The following is a 14,433-nucleotide window of genomic DNA, read 5'->3' on the forward strand; positions in this document are numbered from 1 at the left end:
GGCCGCCGTGCGCAAGGGAATCCACCCGGCCTATGGCCTTGTCGTCTTCCGTGACCGTGCCGCCGGCCACGCCTTCCTCACTCGCTCGACGATGACGAGCGAGAAGACGATCGAGTGGGAGGACGGCCGCACCCACCCCGTCGTCGACGTCGAGATCTCGAACGTCAGCCACCCCTTCTACACCGGCACCGCCCGCGTCCTGGACACCGCCGGGCGCGTGGAGCGCTTCGAACGCCGGTACGGGAAGCGGGGCGGGGCGTGAGTCTGTCGGTGGTGATCGTCGGCGGGCTGCACGCCGACGCCCGGAGGGCGGCCGTCGCGCGGCTCCTCGCCGAGGTGCCCGGTGGCGTCGCGCTCCACCACGATCTGGCGACGGCCCCCGCGGGCACGGTCGTGCGGACCGTCCGGGACGCCTCCGGGGTGCTGTCCCGCGGTGAGACGCCCCTGGTCAACGACTGCGCGTGCTGCGCGCTGCGCGAGGACCTGGTGCCGGAGCTGCGCGCGATCGCCGACGCCGGGCGGACCCGGCTCGCGGTGGTCGAGCTGTGGGACTCCGTGGAGCCCAAGGCGATGGCCGAGGTGGTGGTGGCCGGCGGCCTCACGGTCACCGGCGTGGTCACCGCCGTCGACCCGGCGCTGGTCCTGCCGTACCTCGGCAACGGCGACGACCTGGCCGACGGCGGGCTCGCCGCGGCCGCCACCGACCAGCGGACCGTCGCCGACACCTTCGCCCGGCAACTGGAGTACGCGCCCGTGCTCGCCGTCGCCGACTCCCCGGAGGCCGACGACGAGGACCGCGCACTGCTGGCACAACTCCACCCGACGGCCCGCCGGGTCCCGATCGGCCACGGTGACCCGGCGGGCGCCGGCCCCGCCCGGGTGCGGGCGGGGGAGGCCGCCGGGCGTTCGGAGCTGGTCCGCGCCGCCCTCGCCGGATTCGACGTCGAGGCGGCCGCGGCGGCCCAGCACCCGGCGTGCGCGCTGCTGCCCGCCGACGAGGACGCGCACGGCGTCTCGACCCTGGTCTGGCGCCGCCACCGCCCGTTCCACCCGGAGCGGCTGTACGCGGCCCTGGAGGACCTGACCTGCGCCGCAGCGCGCAGCCGCGGCCGGTTCTGGCTGGCCGACCGGCCCGACACGCTGCTGCACTGGGACGCGGCCGGCGGCGCGCTGTGCGTGGAGAGCGCGGGCCCGTGGCTCGCCGCCCTGCCGGACGCGGCCTGGGACCTGGTCCCGCCGGTGCGCCGGGCCGCCGCCGCACTGGACTGGCACCCGGAGCACGGCGACCGCTGCCAGCACCTCGTCTTCACGTCTCCCGGTCTGGACCGCGACGGTCTCGAACGGCTGCTGGAGTCCTGCCTGCTGACCGACGCCGAGTACGCCGCAGGGCGCGAGGCATGGAAGGGCCTGGCGTCCGCATTCGACACCCTCCTGGAGGTCTGAACCGATGCCCCGCAAGAGCGACCGCAAGCCCGCCGCGCCCCGTCCCAACCCCCTGGAGCAGGCAGGAATCTCCTACATCGACTACAAGGACACCGATCTGCTGCGCAGGTTCGTCTCCGACCGCGGCAAGATCCGCAGCCGCCGGGTCACCCGGGTCACGGCCCAGCAGCAGCGGCTGCTCGCACGGGCGGTCAAGAACGCGCGGGAGATGGCGCTGCTGCCGTACTCGGGCCGCTGAACCGGCCGGTGACGCACGAGGTTACAGGTAGGAGATTTCCTACGGTTGACACGTAGGGAATTTCCTACCTAAAGTCGTCCCCATGAACATCACCCACGCCTCTTTCGTCACCCTCCCCGTCGGCGACCAGGACCGGGCCCTGCGCTTCTACACGGACGTCCTCGGCTTCGGCACCGTCGCCGACCGGGACATGCCCCAGGGGCGCTGGCTCCAGGTGGCGCCCGCCGGCGCGCAGACGGTCTTCACGCTCTCCGGGCCGGGGATGGGGGGTTTCGAGCCCGGATCGGCACGGGGGATCATGTTGGTCACGACCGATGTCGACGCCGACTGCGCGAGGCTCGCGCAGTCGGGCGTCACCGTGCAGGGTCCGGACGACCTGCCCTGGGGGCGCATGGCCTCCTTCACGGACCCCGACGGCAACGGTCTGATGCTGATGACGGAGAAGGAAGGCTTCTGACCGCCGCCATGAACGGGACGAGCACCGCATGAAGGGGACGGACACCGCCGCGGAGGACCGCGTCTTCGCCGCGCTCGCCAACACCACCCGACGCGAGGTGCTGCGGCTGCTCCGCGAGGAGGGGCCGCAGCCCGTCCAGGACCTGGCCGACCACTTCGACATGCGCCGCCCCAGCCTCTCGGAACACCTCAAGGTGCTCCGGGAGGCCGGCCTCGTCTCCGAGCAGCGCTCCGGACGGCAGCGCATCTACCGTCTGGAGGCGGCCCCGCTGGCCGAGGTGCAGGACTGGCTCCACCCGTACGAGCGGTTCTGGCGCGGCCGGATGAAGGAACTCGGCGCACTGCTGGACCGTATGCCCGACGACGACCCCGCCTGAGACCCTTGCGGTGACCGCGCCCGAGCCCCCACACCCCACGGCGATCGCACATGAGCACCACCGACCCCCACGGCGACGACCTCACCACGATCCGCGTCGACCAGTTCTATCCGCACCCGCCGGCCAAGGTCTGGCGGGCCCTGACCGAGCCCTCGCTGCTCGCCCAGTGGCAGATGCCGGGTGCCGCCGACTTCCGCCTGGAGGTCGGCCACCGCTACCGGATGACCTCCGTCCCGCGGCCCAACTCCCGTTTCTCCGGCGTCGTCGACGTGGAGGTCCTCGCCTACGACGTCCAGCGGATGCTGTCCGTCCGCTGGAGGGATGCCGATCCGGCCAATCCCGCGGACTGGACACTCACCTGGACGTTGGAACAGGAAGGCCGCGGAACGCGTCTCTTCCTGGTGCACGACGGATTCGATCCGGACGACCCGGCGCAGATGATGGCTCGAAAGATCATGGACGGGGGATGGCGTTCGCATGTCCTGCGCGTTCTGGGGCAGACGCTGGAGCGGCTCGGGTGAGGCGGACGGCAGGCCTGTAACCGCTGAACCACTCCCCGTGCACGTGCATCTGCTCACGCATCTGCATGTGAACAGGGCTATGATCCGGATCAGTTGACCGATGCATCAATGGCCATACCAGCCAGTGCACCACCGGGGAGCGACCTGTGGACGACGTCGAGGGCGGGTACGGGGGCGACGTGTACAACGGCATGGCGGCCGCGGGGCTGCACGGGGTGGCCTGGCAGAAGAGCCGGCACAGCAACTCCCAGGGCTCCTGCGTGGAGTTCGCGCGACTGCCGGGCGGAGACGTGGCGGTGCGCAACTCCCGCTTCCCCGACGGCCCGGCGCTCGTCTACACGCGCGCGGAGATCGAGGCGATGCTCCTCGGCGTCAAGGACGGGGAGTTCGACCACCTGATAGCGGGCTGACCCGCCCTCCGGCGAGAGGTGTGACTCCGCAAGAGGGGTGCGCGACACCTGGTGACGCGCGTAGAACAATGGCGTGGAAGAGTGCCGCGGTTCGTCATTCGGCGGGGGGCAGCCGGAAGAGCGCCCAGACCACCTTGCCGTCCAGGCTGCCGGTCAGCGGGTGCCAGCCCCAGCCGTCGCTGAAGGAGTCGACGAGGAAGAGGCCGCGGCCCGACTCCGCCGAGAAGTCGTCCGTCTCGCGGGCGACCGGGCTCTCCCGGCTGGGGTCGCGCACCGCGCACACCAGCCGCCCGGTCCAGCGCAGCAGATGGAGCCGCACGGGCGAGTCGTGATCGCACGCGCCCTCCGGCTGCGGCACCGGCACCCCGTGCCGCAGGGCGTTGGTGACCAGCTCGGAGACCACCAGGCAGACGTCCTCGAACCGCTCGTCCAGCTTCCACCGGTCAAGGGTCGCGCGGGTGAACCGTCTTGCCTCGCGCACCGCTTCGTAGCGGGCGGGCAGCGCGCAGGAGGCCGCGCTGGCCACGGCCGCGGGGTCCAGCGGGGGAAGGCCCTGCCGTAACGGCTCGAGCATGGTCGATCCATTCGTCCCCATGCGAGGCACTCCCGGTAATCCGCGGTCGTTGCGATGCAGCGGTGGCGCGAGACCATGCTTTCGGATGCTTAGAGCAGATGCAAGGGCAGATGCACGTGCACGCGACCGAATTGAGCCTCCCCGTACCGCTTACTGGCCATTTTTTTCCGCCATCCTCTCGTCATCCACCGGTCTCCCGCCCGGCCGGCGCTCGTGGGGATTCCTTGATCTCTTTCCGTTTCCGTAATCGCGCGAGTACAGCTCGGAGTGAATTAGTGGCAGACTGCGGCCCCTGAAGACGGTTGGGGAGGCTGGCGAACGTGAGCGCGGGAGAGCCAGGATCGGTGGTGCGGCGCATGCTGCTCGGCTCGCAACTCAGGCGACTGCGGGAAGCGCGGGGGATCACGCGCGAGGCGGCCGGGTACTCGATTCGCGCCTCGGAGTCGAAGATCAGCCGGATGGAGTTGGGCCGGGTGAGCTTCAAGACCCGAGACGTGGAAGACCTGTTGACCCTGTACGGCATCACGGACGAGACGGAGCGCACGTCGCTGCTCTCCCTCGCCAGGGAGGCCAACGTCGCGGGCTGGTGGCACAGTTACTCCGACGTCCTGCCCAGCTGGTTCCCCACCTATGTGGGACTGGAGGGCGCGGCGTCGCTGATCCGCGTCTACGAGGTGCAGTTCGTGCACGGACTGCTGCAGACCGAGGCGTACGCCCGGGCGGTGGTCCGGCGCGGTATGCAGGGCGCGAGCGAGGCCGACGTGGAGCGGCGGGTGGCGCTGCGCATGGAGCGGCAGAAGTACCTCGTCTCGGAGAACGCGCCGGACCTCCACATCGTCCTGGACGAGGCCGCCCTGCGCCGCCCCCACGGCGACCGCGACGTGATGCGCGGGCAGTTGCAGCACCTGATCGAGATCTCCGAGCGGCCCAACGTACGGCTGCAGATCATGCCGTTCGGCCTCGGCGGGCACGCCGGCGAGTCCGGGGCCTTCACCATCCTCAGCTTCCCCGAGTCGGACCTCTCGGACGTGGTCTACCTGGAGCAGCTCACCAGCGCCCTCTACCTGGACAAGCCCGAGGACGTCGCCCAGTACGAGAGGACGCTGCAGGAGCTCCAGCACGACGGACCCGGCCCGGACGGGAGCCGCGACCTGCTGCGGGGGCTGCTCCAGCTCTCGTAGGGAACCCCCCCGGAAACACGCATCGCACAGCAACCCGCTTCGCTCGCAAGTACGATGACACGCGATCAGACCGTGAAGAAGTGATCGGGAGTTGATCCGGGGCTCCGACTGCTTCGACCGTCTCGCAGCAGGGGATCGAGGGAGCACATGTCGTCCTACTTCACCGACCTGGCCCAGCAGTACATCGACGGCGAGTGGCGCCCGGGGACCGGCTCCTGGGACATCATCGACTTCAATCCGTACGACGGGGAGAAGCTGGCCTCGATCACCATAGCCACGGTCGACGAGGTGGATCAGGCCTACCGCGCGGCCGCCCGCGCCCAGAAGGAGTGGGCCGCGACCAACCCCTACGCCCGCAGAGCCGTCTTCGAGAAGGCGCTGCGGCTGGTCGAGGAGCGGGAGCCGGAGATCACCGACGTGATCATCGCCGAGCTCGGCGGCACCCGTCTGAAGGCCGCTTTCGAGTTGCACCTCGCCAAGGAGTTCCTGCGCGAGTCGATCCATCTGGCGCTGAGCCCCGAGGGGAAGATCCTGCCCTCCCCGGTCGTCGGCAAGGAGAACCGCGTCTACCGGGTGCCGGTCGGCGTCGTGGGCGTCATCAGCCCCTTCAACTTCCCCTTCCTGCTGTCCCTCAAGTCGGTCGCCCCGGCGCTCGCCCTCGGCAACGGCGTGGTGCTCAAGCCGCACCAGGACACCCCGGTCACCGGCGGCTCCCTGATCGCGAAGATCTTCGAGGACGCGGGTCTGCCGGCCGGTCTGCTCAACGTCGTCGTCACGGACATCGCGGAGATCGGCGACGCCTTCATCGAGCACCCCGTCCCCAAGGTCATCTCCTTCACCGGCTCCGACCAGGTCGGCCGCCACATCGCCACCGTCTGCGCCTCCCACTTCAAGCGCTCGGTCCTGGAACTCGGGGGCAACAGCGCGGTCGTGGTCCTGGACGACGCCGACCTCGACTACGCGGTCGACGCGGCCGTCTTCAGCCGGTACGTCCACCAGGGCCAGGTCTGCATGGCGGCGAACCGGATCCTGGTGGACCGCTCGGTCGCCGAGGAGTTCACCGCGAAGTTCGTCGCCAAGGTCGGTTCGCTGAAGGTCGGCGACCCGCGCGACCCGGAGACCGTCATCGGCCCGGTGATCAACTCCACGCAGGCGTACGCGGTGTCGGGCGCCGTCGAGCAGGCGATCGCCGAGGGGGCCACGGCCCTGCTGCGCGGCGCCACCAACGACAACCTCGTCGAGCCGTCGGTCCTGACGGACCTGCCCGCCGACTCCTCCCTGCTCCGCCAGGAGGTCTTCGGTCCGGTCGCTTTCGTCGTCCCGTTCGACGGCGAGGAGGAGGCGGTCCGGATCGTCAACGACACCCCGTACGGCCTCAGCGGCGCCGTCCACACGGCGGACGTCGAACGAGGCGTCGCCTTCGCCCGGCGGATCGACACCGGCATGTTCCACGTGAACGACGGCACCGTCCACGACGAGCCGCTCGTCCCCTTCGGGGGCGAGAAGCACTCCGGCATCGGCCGCCTGAACGGCGAGACGACCCTGGACGCCTTCACCACGCTGAAGTGGATCTCGGTCCAGCACGGCCGGAGCGGCTTCCCGTTCTAGAGGTTTCCAGCGGTGGACCCAGAGGTTCTAGTGGTGGAACCCGGTGGCCGCGTTCTTGTCCCGGGTCTGCGGGTGCGGCTGGCGGCGCAGTTCGGGCAGCAGCCGGTTGAGATCGTCGAGGAACAACTCGGCGAGGTCCGCCGAGAACCCGTTGCGGCAGACCACCCGCAGCACGGACAGGTCCTCCCGGTTCGGCGGGAAGGTGTACGCGGGCACCAGCCAGCCGTACTGGCGCAGCCGCCGGGACACGTCGAACACGTCGAAGCCCTGCACGTCCGGTGCCGTGGTGAAGGCGAACACCGGCAACTGGTCGCCGCGGGTCAGCAGCCGGAAGTCGCCGAGCGCCTCGATCCGTTCGGCGAGGTGGCGGGCCACGTCCCGGGTGCCCTGCTGCACCAGCCGGTAGCCCTCGCGGCCCAGCCGCAGGAACGAGTAGTACTGGGCGACCACCTGCGCGCCGGGCCGGGAGAAGTTCAGCGCGAAGGTCGGCATGTCGCCGCCCAGGTAGTTGACCCGGAAGACCAGCTCCTCGGGCAGTGCCTCGCCGTCCCGCCACAGCGCCCAGCCGACACCCGGGTACACCAGCCCGTACTTGTGCCCCGACGTGTTGATCGAGGCCACCCGCGGAAGCCGGAAGTCCCAGACCAGGTCCTCGTCGAGGAAGGGCGCGACCATGCCGCCCGAGGCGCCGTCGACGTGCACGGGGATGTCGAGGCCCGTGCGTTCCTGCAGGGCGTCCAGGGCCGCGCACAGGTCCGCGATCGGCTCGTAGGAGCCGTCGAAGGTGGAGCCGAGGATGCCGACGACCCCGATGGTGTTCTCGTCGCACAGCTCCGCGGCGGCCCGCGGGTCGAGGTGGTAGCGGTCGCCGTCCATGGGGACCTGGCGTGCCTCGACCTCCCAGAAGTTGCAGAACTTGTCCCAGCACACCTGGACGTTGACGCCCATGACGAGGTTGGGGCGGGCGTCCCGGCCGGGGTAGCGGTCGGCGTTGCGCCGTGCCCAGCGCCGCTTGAGCGCCATCCCGGCGAGCATGCACGCCTCGCTCGACCCGGTCGTCGAACAGCCCACGGCGGCCGAGGGATCGGGCGCGTTCCACAGGTCGGCGAGCATCGCCACACAGCGCCGCTCCAGTTCGGCGGTGCGCGGGTACTCGTCCTTGTCGATCATGTTCTTGTCGAGGCACTCGTTCATCAGGACGCCGGCCTGCGGCTCCATCCAGGTCGTGACGAACGTGGCCAGATTCAGCCGTGCGTTGCCGTCCAGCATCAGCTCGTCGTGCACGAGCTGGTACGCCGTCGAGGGCGGCAAAGGCGTGTCGCCGAGCCGGTGCTTGGGCGGCGCCTCGGCCATCTCGACGGCCGGATTCGCCTCCCCGTAGAAGGGGTTGACGGACAGGGGGCGCTCGTCGGGCTTCTCGTGTCCTCGGTGCAGCGGCATGGGCTGTCTCCTGCGGGGTCGACGCGGTCGATGGGTTCCTGGGTCCGGAGGGTGCGTAGGAGCGGGGGAGGGGCTGCGGGGTCAGCGGATCGCCGTACCGTCCTTCCTCAGCTGCATCAGCGGCCTGCCGGTCACCAGCAGCCAGGCCGGCAGCGAGGCGGCGCACAGCAGGGCGAGGACGGTCGGAGAGGACACGAGTACCGCGGCCGTGAACAGGCTCACCCAGCCCTGCCGGGTGACGGCCAGGAGCATCCCCAGTACGCCCGCCGCCACGCCGAGCGATTCGGGCACGGCGGGCACGAGGGCGTGCGCGGTCAGTCCGAAGGCGGCGCCGACGAACACGGACGGGAAGATCCGCCCGCCGCGGAACCCGCAGGACGCGGCGACGAGCAGCGCGGCCAGCTTCACCACGGTCATGGTCGCGAACTGCCCCGCCGTCCAGGCGCCGGGATCGCGGGTCAGCTCCGCGACCTCCGACAGCCCCTTGAAGAGGGTGAGGGGGCCGCCGAGCACCGCCAGCAGACCGAGCACGAGCCCACCGACGGGCAGGGCCAGCATCGGGTGCCCGAGCCGGGAGAAGGCGCGGTGGACGTACGGGAAGGCGTACACGGCGAGCAGGCCGAGCAGCGCGGCCGCGGAGGCGATCACCAGCGCGGCCAGGAGGTCTCCCCAGTGCGGTCGCCCGAAGGGCGGCAGACCCAGGTCGAAGGTGGGGCGGGCGATCAGCGCGGTCGTCATGGCGCCCGCGGTCCCGGCGGCCAGCGGCGCGAAGAGGTTGTCCCACAGCGCCCCCTTGGCCGGCCGTCCGGCCAGCGCCTCGGAGATCACGAGCGCGGCGGCCACCGGGGTGCCGAACAGGGCGCCGATCGTCGCTGCCTCCGCCAGCACCGGCCACAGCGCGCCCGGCAGCCGGGGCAGCAGCCGGCGGCCCAGCGCGAACGCCAGGGCCACGTTCGCCATGATGATGGGGTTCTCAGGGCCGAGGCTCGGCCCGCCGGCCAGCATCAGCATGGCGGCCACCAGCAGCCCCGGCAGCACGGCCGGCGCCACCGGGGCTGCCGTCAGACCCAGCGTCACCGGGTCCGGGCCCGCGTGCCCCGGCGCCCGCCACACCACCAGTCCCACCAGGACGCCGGTCGCGGTGAGCACGGCCAGCGTCCAGACCACCGAGTGACGCCCGATGCCCAGGGCGTCGGGCAGGATCTCCCACAGAACCCCCTGTAACTGCTCAGCCACCCCGCTCACCAGCAGGAACAGCAGGCTGGAGCCGACCCCGACGGCCAGCGCGGGCAGGATCAGCGGCAGCAGCGCGCGGGCCGGGGCCGCCGGGGCGGTCGGTGCCTGCTGTGCGGTGTCCTGGGCCACGGGCTCACGATAAGCGGACGAAAGCGACACAACATCCGGAACGAAACACGCTTGCACCTCACGCGGCGTGAGGAGCCACCGTGGACGGCGTACCGAGAAAGGAGCGGAAGTGAGCTACTCCGTGGGACAGGTCGCCGGATTCGCCGGAGTGACGGTGCGCACCCTGCACCACTACGACGACATCGGCCTGCTCGTCCCGGGCGAGCGCAGCCACGCGGGCCACCGGCGCTACGGCGACGCGGACCTCGACCGGCTGCAGCAGATCCTGTTCTACCGGGAGCTCGGCTTCCCGCTCGAGGAGGTCGCGGCCCTGCTCGACGACCCGGATGCGGACCCGGCCGCGCACCTGCGCCGCCGGCACGAACTGCTGACCGCCCGGATCGAGAAGCTGAAGAAGATGGCCGAGGCCGTGGAACACGCCATGGAGGCACGCAGGATGGGCATCGATCTCACGCCCGAGGAGCGGTTCGAGGTCTTCGGCGACCACGACCCCGACAGATACGCCGACGAGGTCCGGCAGCGCTGGGGCGGCACGGAGGCCTACCGGCAGTCCCAGCGCCGTACCGCCTCGTACACCAAGGAGGACTGGAAGCGGCTCACCGAGGAGCAGGACGCGATCCACCGGCGCATGGCCGCGCTGCTCGACGCGGGTACGCCGGCCGGCTCCGAGGCCGCCATGGACGTGGCCGAGGAGCACCGCCGGTTCATCTCCGGCAGCTACTACGACTGCGGGCACGAGATGCACACCTGCCTGGCGCGGATGTACGTCGCCGACCCCCGCTTCACCGCTACGTACGAGCAGATCAGGCCCGGCCTGGCCGCGTATCTGCACGACGCGATCCTCGCCAACGCCGAGCGGCACACCTCGTAGGAGCGTCGTGGGGCCCGGGTCCCGCGGCACCCGGGCCCCGGGCGGTCACTCCCGGGCCAGGACCACGGCCGTGCCGTAGGCGCACACCTCCGTGCCGACGTCCGCCGCCTCGGTCACGTCGAAGCGGAAGGCCAGCACCGCGTTGGCGCCCCGCGCGCGTGCCTGCTCGACGAGCCGCTCCATGGCCTGGTTGCGGGTCTGCACCAGCGTCTTGGTGAGCCCCTTGAGCTCACCGCCGATCATCGACTTCAGACCCGCCCCGATCTGGCTGCCCAGGTGCCGGGACCGGACCGTCAGCCCGAAGACCTCGCCGATCACCTTCTCCACCCGGTGGCCGGGTACGTCGTTCGTCGTCACGACCAGCACATCCGGCTCGGGCTCCTGGCCGCCGCCGTATTCCTCGATGTTCATGGCGCAAGCTTGGCGTGAGAGGACCGCGCGGCGCCATCCCCCGGACACCCTTGGAACCTTGGGCGTATACCTTGCGTTGGTAGCTTTGTGCGGCACCGCACGAGGCTTCGCCTCCCCCTCGACGCCGCACCACCCCACCCTCAGGAGTCCGGAACCGTGACGACGCTTGCCCTCGGCCCGAGCTGGCTGGATCCGAACCACCTGCTCAACTCGTTCGGCATCTGGGGCCTGCTCCTCATTGTCTTCGCCGAGTCGGGTCTGCTCATCGGCTTCTTCCTGCCGGGTGACTCCCTGCTGTTCACCTGCGGTCTGCTGATCACGTCGAAGCAGCTGGACTTCCCGCTGTGGGGCGCCATCGCCCTGATCTGCCTCGCCGCGATCCTGGGCGACCAGGCGGGCTACATGTTCGGCAAGAAGGTCGGGCCGTCGCTCTTCAACCGGCCCGACTCCCGCCTGTTCAAGCAGGAGAACGTCACCAAGGCGCACGAGTTCTTCGAGAAGTACGGCCCGAAGTCCCTGGTCCTGGCCCGCTTCGTGCCCATCGTGCGCACGTTCACGCCGATCATCGCGGGCGTCAGTGGCATGCGGTACCGCTCCTTCCTGGTCTTCAACGTCATCGGCGGTGTGCTGTGGGGCGCGGGCGTGACGCTCCTCGGCTCCTGGCTGGGCAACATCGGCGTCGTCAAGAACAACATCGAGGCGATCCTCATCCTGATCGTCCTCGTCTCGGTGGTCCCGATCATCATCGAGTTCCTGCGCGCCCGCTCCAAGGCGAAGAACGCCCCCGAGGAGCCGGCCGGCCGCGCCCCGCAGCCCGCCGCCGGCCCGTACGGGCAGCAGCAGCCGCAGCAGTTCCAGCAGCCGGTCATGGACGACGCCACGACCCGCCTGCGCCGCATCGAGCCGCCGCACCAGTACGGCGAGCAGAACGGGCCCGCGCAGGAGCAGCAGCAGTACGGCTACGGCCAGCAGCAGTACGCGCAGCCGTACCCGCAGCAGCCGTACGGCGAGCAGCAGGGCCAGGGCGGCTACGACCAGAACCCCCCGCAGTACCCGGACAACGGCGGCTACTACCGCGCCCCGTAGGTCCCGCGGAGCCGGGCCCCGCGGGTCAGAACCCGCGGGTCCGCTTCGCGGCCCGGCGCCCCGCGGCGGAGGCGGCGCCCGGCACCCTCAGGAACAGCCGGGAGATCTCCGAGCCGAGGTTCACCCCGATCGCGATGGCCATGGCGAGCGACACCGCCTTGGCCAGCGACACCAGCCCCTTGTCGACGTTGTTCTGCGCGATCGACAGCAGACCGAAGTACGTCGCCGAACCCGGTAGCAGCGGCCCGATCGCGGCGGTCGTGTACGGCAGCGCGGACGCGAACCGGTAGCGGGACAGCAACTGCCCGAACAGGCCCACCAGGCCGGCCGCCACCGCCGTGGACGCCACCGGCGAGATGTTGCCGACGTCGTGCATGGCGCCGTACACCGACCACGCGACGCCGCCGTTGAGCGTCACAAGGAGCACGGTGGACCGCTCCTGCTGCAGCAGCACGGCGAAGGTCAGCGACAGCAGCATCGCCGCGACGATCTGGAGCACCGGCCGCCGGCTCATGGCGAGCGCGGCGTCCGGGTCGAGCGCGGCGCCCAGCTTCACACCGAAGTACAGGACCAGCAGCACGCCGGTGACGATGCCGACGAAGAAGTACATGACCTCCAGCAGGCGCGCGGAGGCGGTGATGTAGAAGCCGGTCAGGCCGTCCTGCACGCCCGCCACCAGCGCCCGCCCCGGCAGCAGCGCGAACAGCCCACCGGTGATGACGGCGGACGCCTTCACGTCGACGTGCGCCACGGTGAGCGCGACGCCGAGTGCGGCCGGCGGCATCGCGGCGACCGTGAACTGGTAGAACTCCGGCAGCCCGCGCCCCGCGCACAGCCACGCCAGCCGGTCGCCGAGCATCGCACCGAGCGCCGCGGCCACGAAGACGATCAGATCGCCGCCGACCAGGACGGAGGCCGTGCCCGCGAGCAGCCCGGCGGCCGCGGTCAGCGCCCAGCCGGGGTAGGGGTGCCGGTTGCGGCGGATCTCCGCCAGCCGCCGGTAGGCCTCCTCCAGGGAGATGTGGGCTTCCGGGTCGCTCAGGTCGTCGACGAGCCGGAAGACGGCCGCCAGGCGCGTGTAGTCGGTGCCCCGGCGGCGTACCGTCCTCGACGCCGTCACGGGGTCGTCGACCAGGGACGGCTGGTGGGAGATCGACAGCAGGGTGAAGGTGACGTTCGGCTCGCAGCGGTCCAGGCCGTAGGAACGGCAGACCGCGAACATCGCCGCCTCCACGTCCTCGGCGCCCTCACCGCCCGCGAGCAGCAGCTCGCCGATACGCAGGGTCAGGTCGAGCACGCGCGGGACGGCGGGACCCTCCTCCTCCGCCTTCTGCACCGGTTCGGGCGCGGGCCGCTCGGTCACCGGCATGCGCAGCATGGTGCGCATCCGGTCCTGCCAGGGGACGTCCTTGGGCAGGTTGATCGCCGGGATGCCGCCCGCCGGGGTGAAGGCGGGCGGGGCCTGGCGGGCGCTGTAGGTGCGCGGCGGGCTGAAGGCGGACCCCTCCGGCTCCACGGCCGGCTGCGGCGCGACGTCGAGTCCGTTCGGCACGGCGAACTCGGACGTGGTCTCCGACTCGGCGGTCCCCGTCCTGCGCGCCGTCAGCCCCTCGGGTACGGCGAACTCGGACGTCGTGGACGACTCTCCGTCGGCCGCCGGTACCACCGGGATCATCTGGGTCACCTGGGTCACCGACGACCCGGCGGGAGCCCTGAACGCACTCCGCGCCTCGTCCGACTGCGGCTTGCGGTCCTCCGCGTCCGTCACTGAGAAACGCTCCCTGAACGACACCTTCCGTCTGCCTCAGTATGCGCAGACGGACGTACCGGTACGCGAACGGCCGCGCGTACGCGAACGGCCGCACCGCCCCCGTGGGGACGGCGCGGCCTGTGGGAGGCGCGGGGCTCAGTGACCGCCGTGCTCCTGGAAACGCTTGATGGAACGCTCGATCTCCGCCTCGGCGTCGGAGCGGCCCACCCAGTCGGCGCCCTCGACGGACTTGCCGGGCTCCAGGTCCTTGTAGACCTCGAAGAAGTGCTGGATCTCCAGACGGTCGAACTCCGACACGTGGTGGATGTCCCGCAGGTGCTCCACACGCGGGTCGGACGCGGGCACGCACAGCAGCTTGTCGTCGCCGCCGGCCTCGTCGGTCATGCGGAACATGCCGATCGCGCGGCACTTGATGAGGCAACCGGGGAAGGTCGGCTCGTCCAGGATGACCAGCGCGTCCAGCGGGTCGCCGTCCTCGCCGAGGGTGTTCTCGACGAAGCCGTAGTCCGCCGGGTAGCTGGTCGAAGTGAAGAGTCGACGGTCCAGGCGGATACGACCGGTCTCGTGGTCCACCTCGTACTTGTTCCGCGAACCCTTCGGAATCTCGATCGTGACGTCGAACTCCACCGGTGGCTCCTCCATGATCAGCACATAGTTCTGGTGATTAAGTGTCCCTCACGC

Annotated in this window: 17 protein-coding genes; 11 read left to right on the forward strand and 6 right to left on the reverse strand. The window is 70.8% G+C overall.

Annotation, left to right across the window (positions count from 1 at the left end; genetic code table 11):
• Nucleotides 1-7 precede the first annotated feature (7 nt).
• The 7 genes from ACF09J_RS05745 to ACF09J_RS05775 all read left to right on the forward strand — a co-directional run bounded on the left by ACF09J_RS05745 (nucleotide 8) and on the right by ACF09J_RS05775 (nucleotide 3,445).
• Nucleotides 8-262: a type B 50S ribosomal protein L31 gene (locus ACF09J_RS05745; protein WP_392304089.1), complete on the forward strand. Its 255-nt coding sequence runs from the start codon at nucleotides 8-10 to the stop codon at nucleotides 260-262.
• On the forward strand, nucleotides 259-1,443 hold the full coding sequence (locus ACF09J_RS05750; protein WP_392304090.1) for a CobW family GTP-binding protein: 1,185 nt from the start codon (nucleotides 259-261) through the stop codon (nucleotides 1,441-1,443). The genes ACF09J_RS05745 and ACF09J_RS05750 overlap by 4 nt, the downstream gene beginning before the upstream one ends.
• Before the next feature lie 4 nt (nucleotides 1,444-1,447).
• On the forward strand, nucleotides 1,448-1,681 hold the full coding sequence (rpsR, locus tag ACF09J_RS05755; RefSeq protein WP_392304091.1) for a 30S ribosomal protein S18: 234 nt from the start codon (nucleotides 1,448-1,450) through the stop codon (nucleotides 1,679-1,681).
• An 82-nt stretch (nucleotides 1,682-1,763) separates the two neighbouring features.
• Nucleotides 1,764-2,138, forward strand: a complete 375-nt coding sequence (locus tag ACF09J_RS05760) for a VOC family protein (protein WP_392304092.1) — start codon at nucleotides 1,764-1,766, stop codon at nucleotides 2,136-2,138.
• Nucleotides 2,139-2,166: 28 nt separating this feature from the next.
• Entirely contained in the window at nucleotides 2,167-2,514 is a 348-nt protein-coding gene (locus tag ACF09J_RS05765; protein ID WP_392304093.1) for an ArsR/SmtB family transcription factor, read from the forward strand.
• Between the two features lie 50 nt (nucleotides 2,515-2,564).
• Nucleotides 2,565-3,035 (forward strand): SRPBCC domain-containing protein, encoded by a 471-nt coding sequence (locus ACF09J_RS05770; RefSeq protein ID WP_392304094.1) that lies wholly within the window; start codon nucleotides 2,565-2,567, stop codon nucleotides 3,033-3,035.
• Nucleotides 3,036-3,226: 191 nt separating this feature from the next.
• A complete protein-coding gene (locus ACF09J_RS05775) occupies nucleotides 3,227-3,445 on the forward strand; it encodes a DUF397 domain-containing protein (protein WP_392304183.1) in 219 nt (72 codons plus the stop codon).
• A 94-nt stretch (nucleotides 3,446-3,539) separates the two neighbouring features.
• On the opposite strand, the gene ACF09J_RS05780 is transcribed toward ACF09J_RS05775, so the two are convergent.
• Nucleotides 3,540-4,019 carry an ATP-binding protein gene (locus ACF09J_RS05780; RefSeq protein ID WP_392304095.1) on the reverse strand — a complete coding sequence of 160 codons (480 nt, stop codon included), beginning with the start codon at nucleotides 4,017-4,019 and terminating at the stop codon, nucleotides 3,540-3,542.
• Between the two features lie 356 nt (nucleotides 4,020-4,375).
• On the opposite strand from ACF09J_RS05780, the gene ACF09J_RS05785 reads away from it, so the two are divergent.
• Nucleotides 4,376-5,200: a helix-turn-helix domain-containing protein gene (locus ACF09J_RS05785; RefSeq protein ID WP_392304184.1), complete on the forward strand. Its 825-nt coding sequence runs from the start codon at nucleotides 4,376-4,378 to the stop codon at nucleotides 5,198-5,200.
• A gap of 147 nt (nucleotides 5,201-5,347) precedes the next feature.
• On the forward strand, nucleotides 5,348-6,808 hold the full coding sequence (locus ACF09J_RS05790) for an aldehyde dehydrogenase family protein (protein WP_392304096.1): 1,461 nt from the start codon (nucleotides 5,348-5,350) through the stop codon (nucleotides 6,806-6,808).
• A gap of 27 nt (nucleotides 6,809-6,835) precedes the next feature.
• Here ACF09J_RS05790 and ACF09J_RS05795 read toward each other — a convergent pair whose 3' ends face one another.
• Together ACF09J_RS05795 and ACF09J_RS05800 are read right to left on the reverse strand one after the other, a co-directional pair.
• A complete protein-coding gene (locus tag ACF09J_RS05795) occupies nucleotides 6,836-8,248 on the reverse strand; it encodes a glutamate decarboxylase (RefSeq protein ID WP_392304097.1) in 1,413 nt (470 codons plus the stop codon).
• A gap of 81 nt (nucleotides 8,249-8,329) precedes the next feature.
• Nucleotides 8,330-9,613, reverse strand: coding sequence for an ion channel protein (locus tag ACF09J_RS05800; RefSeq protein WP_392304098.1), 1,284 nt, complete (start codon nucleotides 9,611-9,613; stop codon nucleotides 8,330-8,332).
• 109 nt (nucleotides 9,614-9,722) lie between these two features.
• Between ACF09J_RS05800 and ACF09J_RS05805 the strand changes: the two genes are divergently transcribed.
• Complete coding sequence (locus tag ACF09J_RS05805) at nucleotides 9,723-10,484, forward strand: MerR family transcriptional regulator (RefSeq protein ID WP_392304099.1); 762 nt, start codon at nucleotides 9,723-9,725, stop codon at nucleotides 10,482-10,484.
• A 45-nt stretch (nucleotides 10,485-10,529) separates the two neighbouring features.
• Here the strand turns inward: ACF09J_RS05805 and ACF09J_RS05810 are convergent, their stop codons facing one another.
• The gene (locus ACF09J_RS05810; protein ID WP_392304100.1) at nucleotides 10,530-10,895 is read right to left on the reverse strand and encodes a YbjQ family protein; all 366 of its coding nucleotides are present in this window, start codon (nucleotides 10,893-10,895) and stop codon (nucleotides 10,530-10,532) included.
• A 156-nt stretch (nucleotides 10,896-11,051) separates the two neighbouring features.
• On the opposite strand from ACF09J_RS05810, the gene ACF09J_RS05815 reads away from it, so the two are divergent.
• Nucleotides 11,052-11,981 carry a DedA family protein gene (locus ACF09J_RS05815; protein WP_392304101.1) on the forward strand — a complete coding sequence of 310 codons (930 nt, stop codon included), beginning with the start codon at nucleotides 11,052-11,054 and terminating at the stop codon, nucleotides 11,979-11,981.
• A 25-nt stretch (nucleotides 11,982-12,006) separates the two neighbouring features.
• Here ACF09J_RS05815 and ACF09J_RS05820 read toward each other — a convergent pair whose 3' ends face one another.
• Complete coding sequence (locus ACF09J_RS05820; protein WP_392304102.1) at nucleotides 12,007-13,749, reverse strand: threonine/serine exporter ThrE family protein; 1,743 nt, start codon at nucleotides 13,747-13,749, stop codon at nucleotides 12,007-12,009.
• Between the two features lie 138 nt (nucleotides 13,750-13,887).
• Entirely contained in the window at nucleotides 13,888-14,379 is a 492-nt protein-coding gene (locus ACF09J_RS05825; protein WP_100568598.1) for an inorganic diphosphatase, read from the reverse strand.
• Between the last annotated feature and the right edge of the window lie 54 nt (nucleotides 14,380-14,433).

It is taken from the genome of Streptomyces sp. NPDC014889, assembly GCF_043081205.1.
Classification (GTDB): Bacteria; Actinomycetota; Actinomycetes; order Streptomycetales; family Streptomycetaceae; genus Streptomyces.

Coding starts and splice junctions, on each gene's coding strand:
- rpsR (WP_392304091.1), top strand. CDS start 1,448: ATGCCCCGCAAGAGCGACCGCAAGCCCGCCGCGCCCCGTCCCAACCCC.
- ACF09J_RS05760 (WP_392304092.1), top strand. CDS start 1,764: ATGAACATCACCCACGCCTCTTTCGTCACCCTCCCCGTCGGCGACCAG.
- ACF09J_RS05765 (WP_392304093.1), top strand. CDS start 2,167: ATGAAGGGGACGGACACCGCCGCGGAGGACCGCGTCTTCGCCGCGCTC.
- ACF09J_RS05770 (WP_392304094.1), top strand. CDS start 2,565: ATGAGCACCACCGACCCCCACGGCGACGACCTCACCACGATCCGCGTC.
- ACF09J_RS05775 (WP_392304183.1), top strand. CDS start 3,227: ATGGCGGCCGCGGGGCTGCACGGGGTGGCCTGGCAGAAGAGCCGGCAC.
- ACF09J_RS05780 (WP_392304095.1), bottom strand. CDS start 4,019: ATGCTCGAGCCGTTACGGCAGGGCCTTCCCCCGCTGGACCCCGCGGCC.
- ACF09J_RS05785 (WP_392304184.1), top strand. CDS start 4,376: ATGCTGCTCGGCTCGCAACTCAGGCGACTGCGGGAAGCGCGGGGGATC.
- ACF09J_RS05790 (WP_392304096.1), top strand. CDS start 5,348: ATGTCGTCCTACTTCACCGACCTGGCCCAGCAGTACATCGACGGCGAG.
- ACF09J_RS05795 (WP_392304097.1), bottom strand. CDS start 8,248: ATGCCGCTGCACCGAGGACACGAGAAGCCCGACGAGCGCCCCCTGTCC.
- ACF09J_RS05810 (WP_392304100.1), bottom strand. CDS start 10,895: ATGAACATCGAGGAATACGGCGGCGGCCAGGAGCCCGAGCCGGATGTG.